Here is a 16,503-nt window from a genome sequence, read left to right as displayed (position 1 = left end):
CCGGTCACGACGCGCCCCGGGCCGCGAACCGGCCCGGGGTCGTGCCGACCACCCGGCGGAAGTGCCGGGTGAGGTGCGCCTGGTCGTGGAAGCCCGCGGCCGTGGCCACCGCCGCCGGCGCCATGCCCTCGAGCACGAGGCGCCGGGCCCGGTCGACGCGCCGCCCCGTCAGGTAGCGGTGCGGCGGCAGCCCGAACTCGGCGCCGAACGCCCGCACGAGGTGCGTCGGGTGGGCGTGGAGCAGCCGCGCGGCCTCGTCGAGCGCGAGCCCCTCGACCAGCCGGGCGTCGAGCAGGTCGCGCAGCCGGTGGGCGAGGCCCGGGTCGCGGCGGTGCCGGCCGTGGTGGGGCAGGTCCGGGCGCGCGCCGAGGTGGGCCGCGAGCCGCTCGGTGACGAACGCGAGGCGGCTCTGCGCCGCGAGCTCCTCGCCCGGCTGCGCCAGCACGTGGTGCAGCTGGTCGACGCGGCGTCGCAGGACGGGGTCGTCGACCGCCGGGTGGTCGACGGCGCGGCCCACCGACGGGGCGTGGAGAGCGGCGTCGTCGAGGTAGACCACCCGCTTGCGGAAGCCTTCGGGCCGCGCCGACCGACCGTCGTGCGCGACGTGCGGCGGCAGCAGGGTCACCGACGCCGGCACCGCCCCGTGCTCGTGGCGGTCGAGGTCGTAGCGCACGGCGCCGTCGTCGACGATCAGCAGTGTCCACGTCTCGTGGGTGTGCGACGGGTAGGCGTGGTCGACGAACCGTGCGTGGAAGACCTCGGCGACGCCCGGGACGGCGGGACGCCAGGCGCGGACCCGGTCCCGTGATCCCGCCGCCACGGCCCGAACGTACTCCCGCCCTCAGCGCGCGATCGGCGCGTCCACGGCGCCCACGTCGAAGCGCTCCATGCGGTCGGGCGGCGAGACCAGCGCCGGGTCCTCGCCGGCGGCGGGGTCGGTGGCGTCCACGGCGCCGCGGGACGCGTCGAGGGTGGCCGGGTCGGCGGCGAAGAGCAGCGCGCGCATCGACCGGGAGAGGTGGTCCCACAGGACCATCAGCCGCACCGTGCCGGGCAGCGCCTGCAGCGCGGGGATGATGTTCCGGCGGTGCACGCGGTCGGTCGCGGCGCGGCCGGCGTCGCTCATCGGCCCGTCGAAGGCGGCGACGGCGACGACCACCGGTTCGGCGTCCGCGGCGGCGCCGGGCTCGTCGTCGATCACCTCGTAGACGGTGTCCTCGACCATCGCCGGGCGCGGGACGTCGCCGGTGGCGGCGCGCGTGCGGTCGGAGGCGGCGCGGGCGTCCTCCTCGGTGGCCCACAGCGTCACCAGGGCCCGCACCGCGGTCGACCCGGAGACGAGGAAGTAGGCGCCGCCGTAGCCGGCGTGGCGGCGCAGGATGTCGGTGAGCTCGCGGCGGCTGCGGTCGGGATCGTCGGTGGGGGGCAGCGCGCTGACGGTCTGGAATCGGGCGAACACGGCGTCCACGTCCTCTCGGTGGTGGGGTGGGGTGCCACCGAGCGTGGCGGGGACGGGGTCCGGTCGACCTCCGCGCTGGTACGGAGATCGCGGTACGCAGAGCGCCTCAGGCCCGGGCCCCGTCGCGTGTCCCCGCGGCCCACGAGGCGAGCTGCGTGCGGTTCTGGAGCCCCAGCTTGGCCAGCGCGTTCCGGACGTGGGTCTCGACGGTCCGCTCGCTGATGACGAGCCGGGCAGCGACCTCGCGGTTGGGCAGGCCGGTGGCCACGAGCGCGACGGTCTCGCGCTCGCGGGCGGTCAGGGACGCCGCCCCCGCGCCGAGCCCGGTGAGCTCGGCGAGCAGCGCCGACGCGCCCTCCAGGGTCGGGCGCAGGCCCAGCCGGCGCGCCACCGTCCGCGCCTCGTCGAGGACCTGGCGGGCCCGCTCCCGGTCGCCGGGCGCTCCGCGGGCGGCGAGCGCGCGGCCCAGCTCGAGGTCCGACTGCGCGAGCCCCGGCGCCGCGCCGAGGCGCCGGTCGGAGCTCACGGCCTGCTCGGCGAGCCGGACGGCCTCGTCGTGCTCGTCGGGCGTGCGGGCGAGGTGGCGCGCGACCCGCGTGGCGAAGCGGGCCACGGGGCCGACCGAGCCGGTGCTGCTGTCGCCGCGCAGGGCCGTGTGCGGGCGCAGCTGCGCGAGCAGGGCCCGCGCCACCTCGGTGTCGTCGAACGCGACGGCCAGCTCGCTGCCGCAGCAGGCGATCGGGCGCCACCGGCCCGTCGGCGGCACCGCCCAGAGGTGCGGGCGCAGCTCGTCGTAGAGCGTGTGGGCGAGGTCCCGGTCGCCGCGGTCGAGGAAGGCGACGCCGGCGGTGGCCCAGAAGACCGGGACGTGCCGCATCCGGGCGAAGGCCTCCTCGTCGGGGTGCCACGACGCGAGGGTGCCGAGGTCGCGGTGGAGCAGGCTCGTGAATCCCTCGAAGAGGGGGTCGGCGGTGGGGTCCTGGCCGCGGCGCCCGACCTCGCGGAACCGGTGGGCGAGCGTGAACGCGTCGGCGTAGCGGCCGGCGAGGTGGGCGCGGGCGGCGCGGGCGCGCAGCTCGTGCCAGCGGGCGAGGGTGCCGCCGAGCTGGTCGGCGACCGCGCCGAGGGCCTCGATCCCGGCGTCGACGACGTCCGCCGCGCCCAGCTCGAAGGCGTCCTCGATCCGCCAGACGTGGCCCCAGATCAGCGCCTCGGGGCGTTGCGAGGAGGCGCCGAGGGCGATGGTGCGCCGCCCGACGGCGAGCCGGTCCTCGACCAGGGCGGGCCCGCCGCACACCTCGTAGCGGGCGTGCAGCGCGTGCAGGACGGCGTCGACGCCCTCGGGCTCGTGCTCGTGGCGGTCGGCCATCGCGAGCGCCCGGGCCGAGGTGTCCGCGGCCTCGTCCGGGTGGCCGCGCACCGCCGCGATCATCGCTTCCTGGGCGAGCACGCGGGCCCGCCGCGCCGAGTCCTCCCCGGCGAGCAGCGTGCCGGCGCGCTGCACGAGCCCCTCGATCCGGCCGGCGACGAGGTCGGGGCCGACGCCGCGCACCACGACGGCCGCGCCCGCGGCGAGGTCCGTGCGCCCAGCCTGCTCGGCGGCGTCGAGGACCGCGGCGGCCTCGGCGAGCGCGTCGGTGGTGCGGTCGGCGCGGGCGAGCGCGCGGGCGAGGGCCAGGCGGACCTCGGCGCGGGCCACGGCGTCGTCGGTCACGTCGAGGGCGCGGCGGTACCAGGCGGCGGCGTCGTCGGGGGCGCGCCGGGCGGTCGCGGCCTCGGCCGCCCGCCGGCAGGCGTCCGCCGCGGCGGCCCGGGCGGCGGGGGAGTCGGCGGCGGCGAGCCGGTGGCCGGCGATCTCGCCGGGCTGCCTGGACGGGAGCGCGGCGGCGAGCCGGCGGTGCTCGGCGAGGCGGCGGGCGGCGGGGAGCCCGTCGCGGCACGCGGCGCGCACCAGTGCGTGCGACCACCGCACCCGCCCCGCGTCCTGCGCGTCCTCGACCAGCAGGCCGGCGGCCAGGGTCTCGACGAGCGCGGCCGGGTCGTGGTCGCCGAGGAGGTCGCGCGCGACGTCGTCGCCGGCGACCGCGGCGGTGGCGACGAGGTCCCGGGCGGCGGGGGAGAGGCCGGCGACGCGGCGCCGGACCAGGGGCGCGACCGCCTCCGCGTGCACGTCGGGAGCCGCCAGCAGCTCGCGCAGGTGCAGGGGGTGCCCCGCGCTGACCCGCAGCAGGGTCTCGACGTCGTCCTCGGCGGGCGTGGTCCCGTCGCGGCGGCGCAACAGCTCGCGGATCGCCGCGCGCCCCAGACGCCCCGGGCGCAGCACGACCGGCAGCGCGGCCTCGAGCCCCGCCGGCGCCGGGTCGCGCGTCGTGGCCACCAGCAGCAGGGACGGGCCGCGCGTCGCCACGACCTCACCCGCGAGGTGGCGCAGCAGGGCCAGCGAGGCCTCGTCGGCGGCGTGCACGTCCTCGAGGGCCACCACGACCCCGCCGTCCGCGGCCGCCGCCAGGGCGTCGACGGTGTCGGCCACCGCCCGGAACCGCGCCTGGGCGTCGCTGACGCCGGGGCCCGTCGCGCCGGGGTCGAGCACACGCGGGTCGAGGCCCCGGTCGCGGGCGGCGGGGCTGGCGAGCAGGCGCAGCCACGGCCAGAACGCGGGCGCGCCGAGGTCGTCGCTCGCCCGGCCCAGCAGCGCGGGTACGCCCCGGCGCTCCGCCGCGTCGAGCAGCGCCGCGAGCACCGTCGACTTCCCGATCCCCGCCTCGCCGGCGACGAGGACGGCCGTGCCCCGGCCGGCGCGGGCGTCGTCCAGCGCCCCGGCGAGCACCGCCGTCTCGTGCTCGCGGCCGGGCGGCACGGGGTCCATCGGGGCAGTGTGGACCCGCGTCGCCCGCCGTCACAGTCCCGCCGGACGCCAGGAACGTACAAGACCGGGTCGGCCCCGAGGGGTGATCGTCGGGCCATGAGCAGCGGATTCGACACCAAGATCGCCGTCGTGCTGCGCGACGACCTCGCCGGCTGGCAGTCCCTCAACGTGACCGCGTTCCTCGTCAGCGGCATCACCGCGGCGGTCCCCGAGCTGGTCGGCGAGCCCTACGCCGACGCCGACGGCACGCGCTACCTCGCGATGCTCGGGCAGCCGGTGATGGTCTTCGCGGGCGACGCCGACGTCCTGCGCGCCGCCCACCGGCGCGCCCTCGACCGGGGCCTCGCGCCGGCGATCTTCACCGCCGACCTCTTCGCGACGGGCAACGACGCCGACAACCGCGCCGCGGTGGCGAAGGTGGCCCGCGCGGACCTGGACCTGGTGGGGATCGCGGTGCACGGCCCGCGCAACGCCGTGGACAAGATCGTCAAGGGGGCCCGGATGCACGGGTGAGCTCAGTAGCGGGCCTGGCGACCCGACTGCTGCTGGGGCCGGCGGCCGCGGCGGCGCTCCAGCGGCGGGTGGGGCCCGGGCTGGCAGGTGGGGCAGAAGTAGGCGATCCGGTCCTCGCGGTCCGGGGATCCGTCGTCCTGCCCGGCGGTGCGCACGACATCGCGGCAGCGCCGGCAGCCCCGGCCGCCGCGCTCGAACACCCAGTGCTGGGCGCCCTCACCGAGGTCGCCGGTGGTCGACTGCTCGGGGCGCCAGGCGTTGCGGACCAGCAGCTTGTGGGCCCAGGCGACGGCGTCGTGGACCTGCTTCTCCGTCAGGTCACCGACCCGCGTCCACGGCGAGACGCCCAGCAGGAAGCAGATCTCCGCCTTGTAGAGGTTCCCGACGCCGCAGGCCACCCGCTGGTCGAGCAGCGCGGCGCCCAGTTCGCGGGCGGGGTCGGCGCGCAGGCGTCGCTCGACCTCGGCGGCGTCGTCGGGACCCCACGACCCGCCGAGCAGGTCGGGGCCGAGGTGCCCGACCCAGGTGTCCTCGCGCGCGGTGGGCAGCAGGTCGAGGTCGTGCAGCCGGAAGCCGACGGCCACGCGCTCGGGCACCTCGAGGATCGCCCGCACCTGGTGCTCCGGGCCCCGCCACGGGCGCCCGGGGCGGTAGAGGTGCCACGACCCGTCCATGCGGAAGTGGCTGTGCAGGCTCGTGGCGTCGTCGAAGCGCGTGAAGAGGTGCTTGCCGACGCTGACGACCTCGAGCACCGTGCGGCCCGCCAGGTCGTGCTCCACCAGCCGCGGGTGCCGCAGCTCCCCGCGCGTCAGGGTCCCGCCGGCCAGCGCGTCGTGCATCCGCCGACCGGCGAGGAAGACGGTGTCACCCTCCGGCACCCCGCCATCGTCCCACCGCGGGCCCGACGCCGCGGATCCGCGGATCAGTCGTCGGGCGTGCCCGAGCGCGCGGCGACCGCCTCCGCGTCCACCCCGTCGCGGGGGTCGCCGGTGAACGGCCCGGGGGCCAGGGCGCCGGAGAGGCGTTCGCGCAGCGTGGCGAGGTCCCGGTTGTGGGGATCGCGCGGATCGGTGGTCGCGCGGTCGACGCTCTGCAGCACGTCGACGAGCTGCTCGAGCAGCGCCCGCGCCTCGATCCCGAGCATCGCGAGGTCCTCGGTGTCGAGCGGGCGCGTCACCGTGCCCGCGCGCAGCGCCGAGATGGCCTGGCGGACCGCCACCACCGGGGTGTCGTCGCTGGACATGCGTCCCTCCGGCTCCGTCGTCGTCAGGAGTCCACGGGGTGCCCCGCCACCGGGCGCGCCGAACGCGCCCGGGCGGGATCAGGAGGGCGAGGGGCAGCCGGCGGGACGGGCGACCTCGGGGATCTCCGCCAGCGGGTCCGGGATGCGGGCGAGCACCAGCGGCCGGTCGAGGGTGTCCTGCCCCGGCGCCACGTGCACCGCGGTCGGCTGGGCGCCGGTGAGCCCGGCGATGACCAGCACGGGGCGGTCGGCGCCCGGGTCGGCGGCGAAGGCGCCGTCGGGGTCGACGGGGGTGACGGCGAGCTGGCGCCCGTCGTGGCCCACGAGCGTCACCCGGGCACCGGTCGCCGGCACGCCGTGGTCGTCGAGGACCCGGCCGCGGACGAGGGGACGCGACGCGGGCCCGGGCTCGGCGGCCTCGACGGGCTCGTCGTGCTGGTCGGGCTCCTCGGGCCCGACGCGCTCCACGTGCTCGGTCGGCTCGGGCAGGTTCGGCACCGCGAGGCTCACGACCAGCGCGAGCAGCGCGCAGCCCGCGGCGATGAGCAGCGTGGTCCGCAGCGCCCCGAGAGAGGGCACGAGCGTGCCCTCGACCGGGATCGTCGACGCCGAGAGCACCACGGCGGCCACCGCCGAGGCGGTCGAGGTGCCGATCGAGCGCATGAGGGTGTTGAGCCCGTTCGCGGCGGCGGTGCGCGTGGTGGGCACCGCGCGCATGATCAGCGCCGGCAGGGAGCCGTAGGCCAGGGCCACCCCGGCGCCGATCACCGCGATGACCAGCGAGACCTGCCACGCCGCCGACAGCAGGAACGTGCCCGCGCCGTAGGCGACGGCGATGACGACCAGGCCGATCCGCAGGGAGGCGCGCGGGCCCCAGGCCGCGGAGACGCGGGCCGTCACCGGCGACATGAGCATCATGACGAGGCCGTTCGGCGCCAGCGTCAGGCCGGCGACGAGCAGGCTGAGCCCCAGCCCGTGCCCCGACGCGAGCGGCGCGGAGAGCAGCTGGGGGAAGACGACCATGCCCGTGAACATCGCGACGCCCACGGGGATCGAGATGAGGTTCGGCAGCAGCACCGCGCGGCGGGCGTTGAGCCGCAGGTCGACCAGCGGGTCGCGCACGCGCAGCTCGTAGAGGCCCCAGGCGAGCAGGGCGACGACGGCCACGCCGGCCGAGGTGAGGGTGGCCGCGCTGGTCCAGCCCCACTCGCCGCCCTTGGAGACGGCGAGCAGCAGTCCGATGAGCCCGATCGAGAGCCCGACCGCGCCGCCGGTGTCGAACCGCCCGCCCGAGCGGGTCGCCGACTCCGGGATGACGATCGCGACGAGCAGGAGCCCGGCGAGCCCCAGGGCACCCGCGACCCAGAACAGGGCGTGCCAGTCGGCGACCTCGACGATGACGGCCGCCAGCGGCAGCCCGAGCCCGCCGCCGATGCCCAGCGTCGCGCTCATCAGCGCGATCCCCGAGCCGAGGCGCGCGGGCGGGAGCGTGTCGCGCATGAGACTGATGCCCAGCGGCACCGCGCTGACCGCGACGCCCTGCAGCGCGCGGCCCACGAGGACGGGCACGAGGTCCGTGCTCACCGCGCACAGCACCGAGCCGACGACGAGCAGGCCGAGCGTCCCGAGCAGCACGCGGCGCTTGCCGACCATGTCGCCGAGACGCCCGGCGATCGGCGTCGCGACCGCGCCGGCGAGCAGGGTCGCGGTGATGACCCAGGACGCGGTGGCCGTCGACGTCCCGAGCAGCTGGGGGAGCTGCGGCACCAGCGGCACCACGAGCGTCATGCAGAGCGCCGCGACCAGGCCGACCGACGACAGGACCGTGACCACCACTGCCGGGCGGGGACGGGCCGCCTCCGGTGCCTCGGGCTGCGGCACGCACCCTCCTCGGGACGGCGACGAGATCGTTGGCTGTGCCAACCAACTGTAGCGGGCGGGTATTCCGGACGGAGGTGAACCTCGTCGCCACGGACGGGCCCTCGGGTGGTTCGTGTCACGACGTCCCGGACCATCCGCTACCGTCCGTGAGCATGATCGCGACGCGTCGGGGGGCCGTCACCGCCCTCGCCCTCAGCGCCCTCCTCGCGGTCGTGACCGCCTGCGGCTCCGGCGACGGCGCTGCCGCCCCGACGGCCGCCACCTCGAGCAGCCCCGCGGCCGCCGGCCTGGCGCCCGACCGGGACCTCGCGCGGCGCCTCGCCGAGCAGGCCACGGGCGACGGCGCGTTCGCGCACCTGCAGGAGTTCCAGCGCCTCGCCGACGCCAACGGCGGCAACCGCGCCGCGGGGCAGCCGGGCTACGACGCCAGCGTCGAGTACGTCGCGGGCCGGCTGCGGGCGGCCGGGTTCCGGGTGGAGACGCCGAGCTTCCCGTTCGACACCTTCAGCGCCGAGGCCCAGACGCTGTCCGTCGGCGGCGCCCCCGGACCCGCGGTCACCGCCCTGACCTACTCGCCGACCACCCCGCCCGAGGGCGTCACCGGCCCGCTGGTCGCGGCCCCCGACGCCCCGGCCGACCCGTCGCCGGGCTGCGAGGCGACCGACTACGCGAACCTCCCGGCCCGCGGCGCCGTGCTCCTCGTCCGCCGGGGGACGTGCACGTTCACGCAGAAGCAGCAGGTCGCGGCGGAGGTCGGCGCGGCGGCGGTGCTCGTCGGGAACAACGCGCCCGGCCCGCTCGGCGGCACCCTCGGCTCGGTCGCCGACGGCCGCCTGCCCACCGGCGGGCTCGTGGCGCCCGACTTCGACGCCCTGCTCGCCCGCGCGGGCACGCCGGCGACGGTCACGCTCGTCACCCGCTCGCAGACGATCACCACCCGCAACGTCGTCGCCCAGACGACCACGGGCCGCACCGACGAGGTCGTCCTGAGCGGCGCCCACCTCGACTCGGTCGGAGAGGGCCCGGGCATCAACGACAACGGCTCCGGATCGGCCGCCCAGCTCGAGGTCGCCCTGCGCCTCGGCAGCGCCCCGCCGGTCGCCAACGCCGTGCGCTTCGCGTGGTGGGGCGCCGAGGAGGTCGGGCTGCTCGGCTCGACGGCCTACGTGCAGGGGCTGACGCCCGAGGCGCGCCGCGACATCGCGGTCGTGCTCAACTCCGACATGCTGGGCTCGCCGAACCCGGCCTACCTCGTCTACGACGGCGACGACTCCGACCGGCAGGGCGCGCCGCCGGGGCCGGGCGGTTCGGACGGCATCGAGCGCACCCTCGCCGGCGCCCTGGCCGCGACCGGGGTGCAGCCCCGCGGCACCGACTTCGACGGCCGCTCCGACTACGGCCCCTTCATCGCGGCCGGCATCCCCGCGGGCGGGCTCTTCACCGGCGCCGAGGAGGTCAAGACGCCCGAGGAGGCCGCGCTCTGGGGCGGCCAGGCGGACCAGCCGTTCGACCGGTGCTACCACCAGGCCTGCGACACCCTGGCGAACATCGACCGCGTCGCCCTCGACCGGATGCTCGACGCCCTCGCGGTGGGCGTCGGCACCTACGCCGTCGACCTCGGAGGCCCCAACGGCGTCCCCTCGCGCGACCAGCGCCAGACCCGCTGAGACCCGGTAGGGTTGCGTGATCCGCAACCCGAGGCCGCGTCGGGTGGGCTGAACGGCCCCCCGCTCGCCGTCCGGGTCCCCCTGGTCGGCGAGGATGGAGGGTGATGACGTCCACCGACGGCGACGACGGCGGGTCCGGTCGTGAGCGCAGCGAGCCCTCGCTCGTCCGCTCGGTCGACCGGGCGGTGACAGCTCTCGAGGTGGTCGCGGCCCGCGGCGAGGTCGGGATCACCGAGCTCGCCGAGGAGCTCGGGGTCCACAAGTCGACGGCCTCGCGCCTCGTCGCGGCCCTCGCTCGCCGCGGCATGCTCGAGCAGCTCGGGGACCGCGGGAAGGTGGCGCTCGGGTTCGGCGTCGTGCGCCTCGCGGCGTCGGCGACCGGCCGGATGGACATCGCCCGGCTCGGCCAGCCGACCTGCCAGCAGCTCGCCGAGCTCGTCGGGGAGACCTGCAACCTCGCCGTCCACGACGGCGAGGCGGCCATCAACGTCGCCCAGGAGTTCGGCAGCGCGTCGATCACGACGCAGAACTGGGTGGGCCGGCGCACCCCGCTGCACGCGACCTCGGCCGGCAAGGTCCTGCTGGCCTACATGGGCGACGCCGAGCGCCGGACCTTCCTGCGCCGCCGCCTGCCCCGCTACACCGAGTCGACGATCACCGAGCCGGCCGCCCTGCGCACCGAGCTCGCGCGAGTCGTCGACGAGGGCCACGCGCGCTCGTTCGAGGAGCTCGAGGTCGGGCTGCACGCGGTCGCCGTCCCGGTGTGGGGCGCGGCCGGCGACGTCGTCGCGGCGCTCTCCGCCGCCGGCCCGGCCTACCGGCTGCCGCGCCGCCGGGCCCGCGCGATCGTGCCCGACCTGCGCTCCGCCGCCGAGGAGCTCTCCACCCGCCTGGGCTGGCTCGGCGAGACCCCCTGACCCGCCGCGCCCGACGTGGGGTGCAGCGAACGCGCTGTTCGCTGCTTCTAGCGCAGCGAACAGCGCGTTCGCTGCCTCCGGGGTGGGCGCGCCACCCTCGTCGGCGGGCGGCGGCTACGTGAGGTCCGGGTGGTCCTTGACCCACCACAGGAACTGGCGGGCGTGGTCGAGGTCGACGAACCGGTCGCCGATCAGCCCGACGAGCAGGTCGTTGCTCCAGTAGGCGAGCCGGCCGATGGTCTGCGACGACGTCTCGGGCGCGGGCAGCTCGATGCCGAACACCTGCCGGGCGATCTCGCGCTTGCCGCCGGCCGGGCTGGTGTAGATCAAGATCGGCAGGAAGCGCTCCGGCTCGGCGATGCACAGGACGCGCGTCAGCATCGCCTCGCGGAAACCGGGCATCGCCGGCGGCGCGTCGGAGGTGATCAGCTCGGTGAGCCGGTCCTCCGGCGCGGGCGGATCCTCGCCCCGCAGCAGGTGGTCGATGACGCCCCGGAACGCCTCCGCGGCCGCCACGTTGCCCAGCGCGCGCCACTCGTCGTTGAAGCGGCTCATGTTGCCGGGGCGGGCGACGACCTTGCTGTTGGCGAAGTCCTTGAGCGCCATCGGCGTCGTGTACGGCAGCGCGTCGGCCTCGAACGCCTGTCGGTAGACGTCGCGGTAGCGGCCGGCCTCCTCGTCGGGGTGCGGGAAGTCGGCGAGGAACTCGCGGCGCAGGCCCTCGATCACCCGCCAGCGCTCGGGCGGCACGTCGTGCGCCGTCGCGGTGAAGCGCCGCCGCGCGGTCTCGACGTCCTCGGTGCCGCGCGCCGGCCGCACCGGGCCGCGCGTGCCCGCCGTCCGCCCGGCCGAGCCGGTCACCGACGTCGACGAGCGGGTGGGGGCCCGGCTCGCGGGGGTCCGCGTGCTCCTGGTGCCGCTCTTGCTCGTGGTGGTCGAGCGCGAGCGCGTGGTCTGGCTGATCGCCCGCGGCGAGACCGGCTTGGCGCCGAGCACCCACTCGTGCCCGCAGGCGGTGCACCGCATCATGTTGCGGCCGTCGTCGGCCATGCCGAGGTACTCGGCCGCCGACTCCTCACACGTCGGGCACGCCAGTGCCATGACACTCCCTGCTCGTCGGCTGCTCGGTGTCGACGCCCAGCCTGCCGTGGCGCCGGCGGTGGCGCGCGGGGAGGGTGCGGTGGCCTCAGGCGCGCAGCCGCAGCCCCTTGGGACTGTGGCGGAACCCCGCCTCGGTGAGGACCTCGGCCAGCACGCCGTCGAGCGCGCCGGAGCCGTCGGCCTTCTCCACCGCGATGCTGCCCAGCCAGCCCTCGCGCACGGCCGTGGCCAGCGCGGACGCGCCGGCGGCGAGGGCCTCGCGGTCGGTGGTGAAGCTCAGTAGCGACTTGCCGCCCCGCTCGACGTAGATGCCGGGCTCGCCGTCGACGAGCACCACCAGCGCGCCCGCCTTGCGGCCCGGCCGGTGGGAGGTGCCGCCGTCCTGGCTCGCGACCGTCGCCGGCCACTCCAGCGCCGCACCCCAGGGCTGGGCGGGGTCGGTGGCCGCGAGCACGAGGGCCGTCGGCGCGCCACCGGAGTCCTCGTCGCGCGACTCGGCCCGCAGCCGGTCGATGGCGCCGGGCACCGCGAACTGCGCCGCGCCGAGCCCCTCGATGACGTAGCCGCGGCGGGCGCGCCCGTTCTCCTCCATCGCCCGCAGCACCGGGTAGATGCCGGCGAAGCCCCCGGTGGCGCGCTCGGTGTCGAGCGCGCCGCGGGTGAGCACGCCGTGGCGCTCGAGGAACGCCTCGGTGCGGGCCTGGGCCCGCCGGGTGGGCTCGGCCTCGCGCGCCGGCACCCCCGACCAGCGCCCGGCGGCCGTCGGCGGCCCCGTGCGCGAGGGCATCGGCGCCCGCCCCAGCCGGGCGTAGCGGCCCCGCGCCCCCGCCCGACGCTGGCGGTGGGCGCCACCCCGCGACCCGCCGGACCCGCGCGAGCCGCCGCCGGCGACCAGCGCCCGCACCGGGGCGAGCGTGTCGTTGGTGGCGAGGCCCGCCCAGACCAGGTCCCACAGCGCGGCGACCAGCGCGGCGTCGTCGGGCATGGCAGTTTCCGACTCGCCCGCGGCCCGCAGCACCGCGTGGGTGCGCTCGCCGAGCTGGCGGAAGAACAGCGCGCCGCCGGCCTGGAGCGTCTCGAGCAGGGCGCGGTGCACCGGGGTGTCGGCGAGGTCGGGCTCCGGGTCGGGGAGCAGGAGGTCGGCGAGGTCGGTCGGCGCCACCGCGAGCCAGCCGTCGCCGCCCGCGAGGGTGCCGCAGCCGGTCCACGTGACCTCGCCGGCGCTGGTGAGCTCGTCGAGCAGCGCGGGCGAGTAGCCGGGCAGCCGGGCCGGGAGCACGAGGCTCTCGAGCGCGCTGGCCGGGATCGGCGCGCCGGCCAGCTGCTCGACGACACCGAGCACGTCGTCGGGACCCGGCGCCCGGCGGATGCGCCGCCCCACCCCGTGCCACGCGGGCAGGAACCGGCCGAGGGCGGCGGGCTCGACGGGCTCGACCTCGGCGCGCAGCCGGGCCAGCGAGCCGCGGCGCAGGCGGCGCAGGACCTCGGCGTCGCAGGCGTCGGGACCCGAGGCGGGCGGGTCGGCCGGCACCCCCGGCAGCGGCGGCGACCCCTCGGGGCGCAGCTCGCCGCGCACCAGCCGCCCGGAGGACACCAGCCGGTCGACCACCCCGCCGACCACGGCCACGCCCAGCCCGAACCGGTGGGCCGGCGCGGCGACCGGGAACGGCCCGCGGGTGCGGGCGAAGCGGGCCAGCAGGTCGCCCAGCGGGTCGGCGACCGGCTCGGTGAACGCCTCGGGCACCCCGACCGGCAGGCCCGCGCCGAGCGCGTCCCGGAACCGGCCGGCGTCCTCGATGGCGATCCACCGCTCCTCGCCGGCGACCCGCACCCGGATGGCGCGCCGGGCCGCCTCGAGCTCGGTGAGCCACTCCTCCTGCACTCCGCGGGCGGCCGCCTCGGCGGTGGTGAGGTCGCCGACGAAGCGCAGCAGGTCGGCGGTGCCCTCGGCGTCGCGGACGTGGCGCTCGGGATCGGTGCGCTGGAGCTGGCCCTCGATCTCGGCGAGCACCTCGGCATCGAGCAGCTCGCGGATGGCCTCCGAGCCCAGCAGCTCGGCGAGCAGCGTCGAGTCGAGCGAGAGCGCCGCGGCCCGCCGCTCGGCCAGCGGCGCGTCGAGCTCGTAGAGGAACATCCCGACGTAGCCGAACATCAGCGTCCGCGCGAAGGGCGAGGCGCTCGCCGTGGCGACGTCGACCACCTGGACCGCCCGCGAGCGCACGTCGCGCATCAGCTCGGTGAGGCCCGGGACGTCGTAGACGTCCTGGAGGACCTCGCGCATCGTCTCGAGCACCACCGGGAACTGCTCGAACCGGCTCGCGACCGAGAGCAGCTGCGCGGCGCGCTGGCGCTGCTGCCACAGCGGCGTGCGGCGGGTGGGGTCGCGGCGCGGCAGCAGCAGAGAGCGGGCCGCGCACTCGCGGAACCGCGCGGCGAACAGCGCCGAGTTGCTCACCTCGCCGGTGACGATCTGCTCGACCTCGTCCGGGTCGAGCAGCACGTCCTCGGCCGTCGGCAGGATCTCCTCGCCGCTGTCGTCGAGGGCGTCGGGCAGGCGCAGGACGATGCCGTCGTCCGCGCTCGCCGCCGAGACCTCCAGGCCGCGCTGCTCGCGGAACCGCGCCGCGATCGCCAGCGCCCACGGCGCGTTGACCTGCGCGCCGAAGGGGGAGTGGACGACGAGGCGCCAGTCGCCCAGCTCGTCGCGGAAGCGCTCGACGACGATCGCCCGGTCGCTCGGGACGTGGCGCGTGGCCTCCTTCTGCTCGCGCAGGTAGGCGAGCAGGTTGTCCGCCGCCCAGTCGTCCAGCCCGGCGGCCTGCGCCCGCCCGCGCGCCGCCTCCTCGTCGGCGGCCGCGACCTCGCGGACGAACGCCCCGAGCGCCCGGCCCAGCTCCAGTGGCCGGCCCGGGGCGTCGCCCTTCCAGAACGGCATCCGCGCCGGGACACCGGGCGCGGGCTCGGCGACCACCCGGTCGCGCGTGATGTCGAGGACCCGCCAGCTCGTCGAGCCGAGCAGGAACGTGTCGCCGACGCGGGACTCGTAGACCATCTCCTCGTCGAGCTCGCCGACCCGCGACCCGCCCGTGCCGCCCTCCCCGGACCCCGGCGTCACCACCGTGTAGAGCCCGCGGTCGGGGATCGTGCCGCCGCTGGTGACCGCGAGGCGCTGGGCGCCGGGGCGGCCGGCGAGCTGGTCGGTCACCCGGTCCCACGTGATGCGGGGGCGCAGCTCCCCGAAGTCGTCGCTGGGGTAGCGCCCGGCGAGCATGTCGAGCACGGCGCCCAGCGCCGAGTCGGGCAGCCCCGCGAACGGCGCGGCCCGGCGGACCAGCGCGGTCAGCTCGTCGACCGACCACGGCTCCATCGCCGTCATGGCCACGACGTGCTGGGCGAGGACGTCGAGCGGGTTGCGCGGGTAGTGCATCGCCTCGATCGCCCCGCCGGCCATGCGCTCGGCGACGACCGCGCACGACACCAGGTCGCCCCGGTACTTGGGCATGACGACCCCGGTGGAGACCGCGCCCACCTGGTGGCCCGCGCGCCCGACGCGCTGGAGCCCGCTCGCCACCGACGGCGGCGCCTCCACCTGGATCACCAGGTCGACCGCGCCCATGTCGATGCCCAGCTCGAGGCTCGACGTCGCGACCACGCACGGCAGGTGGCCCGACTTGAGCGCCTCCTCGACGTTGGTGCGCTGGGTGCGGCTCATCGACCCGTGGTGGGCGCGGGCGACGATCACCTCGGCGGGCTCGGCGACGCCCGACTGGCCGACCGCCTCGGCGGGGAAGGGCCCGATGACCGGCGCGAGCTCGTCGGCCTCGTCGTCGGTGTCGTGGCTCTCCTCGTCCAGCTCCACCGGCGCCTGCTCGGCCGCGGCGTGGGCCCGCTCGGTGGCCAGCTCGTTGATCCGTGCGGTGAGCCGCTCGGCCAGCCGCCGGGAGTTGGCGAACACGATGGTCGAGCGGTGCTCGCCGACCAGCTCGAGGATGCGCTCCTGCACCGCGGGCCAGATCGAGGCGCGCTGGGCCGCCCCGGCCGCCGAGCCCTCGACCTCCTCCTCGACCCCCGGGCCCGACTGACTCACTGGCCCGTCGTCGAGCGCCGCCATGTCCTCGACCGGCACCTCGACGCGCACCTGCACCGTCTTCGCCGTCTCGGGCGCCACGACCCGCACCGGGCGGCCGCCGCCGAGGAACGCGGCCACCTCGTCGATCGGGCGCACCGTCGCCGACAGCCCGATGCGCTGGGCCGGCGCGTCGAGCAGGGCGTCGAGGCGCTCGAGGGACAGGGCGAGGTGTGCCCCGCGCTTGCTGGCGAGCACCGCGTGCACCTCGTCGACGATCACCGTGTCGACCCCGCGCAGCGACTCCCGCGCCGCCGAGGTGAGCAGCAGGAACAGCGACTCCGGCGTCGTCACGAGGATGTCGGGCGGCGTGCGGTTGAAGGTGCGCCGCTCGTCGGCGGGCGTGTCGCCGGTGCGCGACCCGACGGTGACGTCGGGGCGGGCGAGGCCCAGGCGCTGGGCCGCCTGGCCGAGCCCGGCCAGCGGCGAGCGCAGGTTGCGCTGGACGTCGACCGTCAGCGCCTTCATCGGCGAGACGTAGAGGACGCGGCAGCGGCGCGTCGGCTCCTCGGGCGGCGGCGTGGTGGCCAGCCGGTCGAGCGCCCAGAGGAACGCCGCCAGCGTCTTGCCCGACCCCGTCGGCGCCACGACCAGGGCGTGCTGCCCCTCGGCGACCGCCTCCCACGCGCCCGTCTGCGCGGGCGTCGCGCCCGCGAACGCGCCGGTGAACCAGTCGCGCGTCGCGGGGGAGAAGCGGTCGAGGACGTCCATGGGTCCATGGTGCCCGCGA

At 77.3% G+C, this 16,503-nt stretch carries 11 protein-coding genes; 3 read left to right on the top strand and 8 right to left on the bottom strand.

Annotated elements, in window-relative coordinates:
- Positions 1 to 4 precede the first annotated feature (4 nt).
- The 3 genes from PH190_RS04020 to PH190_RS04010 form a co-directional block, all read right to left on the bottom strand.
- A complete protein-coding gene (locus tag PH190_RS04020) occupies positions 5 to 820 on the bottom strand; it encodes an AraC family transcriptional regulator (RefSeq protein WP_274230207.1) in 816 nt (271 codons plus the stop codon).
- Positions 821 to 841: 21 nt separating this feature from the next.
- Positions 842 to 1,459 carry a hypothetical protein gene (locus PH190_RS04015; RefSeq protein ID WP_274230206.1) on the bottom strand — a complete coding sequence of 206 codons (618 nt, stop codon included), beginning with the start codon at positions 1,457 to 1,459 and terminating at the stop codon, positions 842 to 844.
- 106 nt (positions 1,460 to 1,565) lie between these two features.
- Positions 1,566 to 4,325: a helix-turn-helix transcriptional regulator gene (locus PH190_RS04010; RefSeq protein ID WP_274230205.1), complete on the bottom strand. Its 2,760-nt coding sequence runs from the start codon at positions 4,323 to 4,325 to the stop codon at positions 1,566 to 1,568.
- A gap of 96 nt (positions 4,326 to 4,421) precedes the next feature.
- On the opposite strand from PH190_RS04010, the gene PH190_RS04005 reads away from it, so the two are divergent.
- Positions 4,422 to 4,838 carry a DUF2000 domain-containing protein gene (locus PH190_RS04005; RefSeq protein WP_274230204.1) on the top strand — a complete coding sequence of 139 codons (417 nt, stop codon included), beginning with the start codon at positions 4,422 to 4,424 and terminating at the stop codon, positions 4,836 to 4,838.
- Between the two features lie 2 nt (positions 4,839 to 4,840).
- Here the strand turns inward: PH190_RS04005 and PH190_RS04000 are convergent, their stop codons facing one another.
- From PH190_RS04000 to PH190_RS03990, 3 genes are all read right to left on the bottom strand, one after another.
- Complete coding sequence (locus PH190_RS04000) at positions 4,841 to 5,716, bottom strand: DNA-formamidopyrimidine glycosylase family protein (protein WP_274230203.1); 876 nt, start codon at positions 5,714 to 5,716, stop codon at positions 4,841 to 4,843.
- A gap of 44 nt (positions 5,717 to 5,760) precedes the next feature.
- A complete protein-coding gene (locus tag PH190_RS03995) occupies positions 5,761 to 6,081 on the bottom strand; it encodes a hypothetical protein (RefSeq protein WP_274230202.1) in 321 nt (106 codons plus the stop codon).
- Positions 6,082 to 6,159: 78 nt separating this feature from the next.
- The gene (locus PH190_RS03990) at positions 6,160 to 7,962 is read right to left on the bottom strand and encodes an MFS transporter (protein WP_274230201.1); all 1,803 of its coding nucleotides are present in this window, start codon (positions 7,960 to 7,962) and stop codon (positions 6,160 to 6,162) included.
- 152 nt (positions 7,963 to 8,114) lie between these two features.
- Between PH190_RS03990 and PH190_RS03985 the strand changes: the two genes are divergently transcribed.
- Both PH190_RS03985 and PH190_RS03980 read left to right on the top strand, forming a co-directional pair.
- Positions 8,115 to 9,629 (top strand): M28 family metallopeptidase, encoded by a 1,515-nt coding sequence (locus tag PH190_RS03985; protein ID WP_274230200.1) that lies wholly within the window; start codon positions 8,115 to 8,117, stop codon positions 9,627 to 9,629.
- 104 nt (positions 9,630 to 9,733) lie between these two features.
- Positions 9,734 to 10,546 carry an IclR family transcriptional regulator gene (locus PH190_RS03980; protein WP_274230199.1) on the top strand — a complete coding sequence of 271 codons (813 nt, stop codon included), beginning with the start codon at positions 9,734 to 9,736 and terminating at the stop codon, positions 10,544 to 10,546.
- 114 nt (positions 10,547 to 10,660) lie between these two features.
- Here PH190_RS03980 and PH190_RS03975 read toward each other — a convergent pair whose 3' ends face one another.
- Entirely contained in the window at positions 10,661 to 11,647 is a 987-nt protein-coding gene (locus PH190_RS03975; protein ID WP_274230198.1) for a hypothetical protein, read from the bottom strand.
- An 85-nt stretch (positions 11,648 to 11,732) separates the two neighbouring features.
- Positions 11,733 to 16,484, bottom strand: coding sequence for an ATP-dependent helicase (locus PH190_RS03970; protein ID WP_274230197.1), 4,752 nt, complete (start codon positions 16,482 to 16,484; stop codon positions 11,733 to 11,735).
- Positions 16,485 to 16,503 lie beyond the last annotated feature (19 nt).

Source organism: Actinomycetospora straminea (assembly GCF_028737255.1).
GTDB classification, from domain to species: Bacteria; Actinomycetota; Actinomycetes; order Mycobacteriales; family Pseudonocardiaceae; genus Actinomycetospora; species Actinomycetospora straminea.
The sequence above is the reverse complement of the archived record's forward strand: the minus strand, read 5'-3'. Positions and strand labels throughout refer to the sequence as shown.

Excerpts from the sequence above, each read along its gene's own strand:
- PH190_RS04010 (WP_274230205.1), bottom strand. The coding sequence starts at position 4,325 with ATGGACCCCGTGCCGCCCGGCCGCGAGCACGAGACGGCGGTGCTCGCC.
- PH190_RS04005 (WP_274230204.1), top strand. The coding sequence starts at position 4,422 with ATGAGCAGCGGATTCGACACCAAGATCGCCGTCGTGCTGCGCGACGAC.
- PH190_RS03995 (WP_274230202.1), bottom strand. The coding sequence starts at position 6,081 with ATGTCCAGCGACGACACCCCGGTGGTGGCGGTCCGCCAGGCCATCTCG.
- PH190_RS03985 (WP_274230200.1), top strand. The coding sequence starts at position 8,115 with ATGATCGCGACGCGTCGGGGGGCCGTCACCGCCCTCGCCCTCAGCGCC.
- PH190_RS03980 (WP_274230199.1), top strand. The coding sequence starts at position 9,734 with ATGACGTCCACCGACGGCGACGACGGCGGGTCCGGTCGTGAGCGCAGC.
- PH190_RS03975 (WP_274230198.1), bottom strand. The coding sequence starts at position 11,647 with ATGGCACTGGCGTGCCCGACGTGTGAGGAGTCGGCGGCCGAGTACCTC.
- PH190_RS03970 (WP_274230197.1), bottom strand. The coding sequence starts at position 16,484 with ATGGACGTCCTCGACCGCTTCTCCCCCGCGACGCGCGACTGGTTCACC.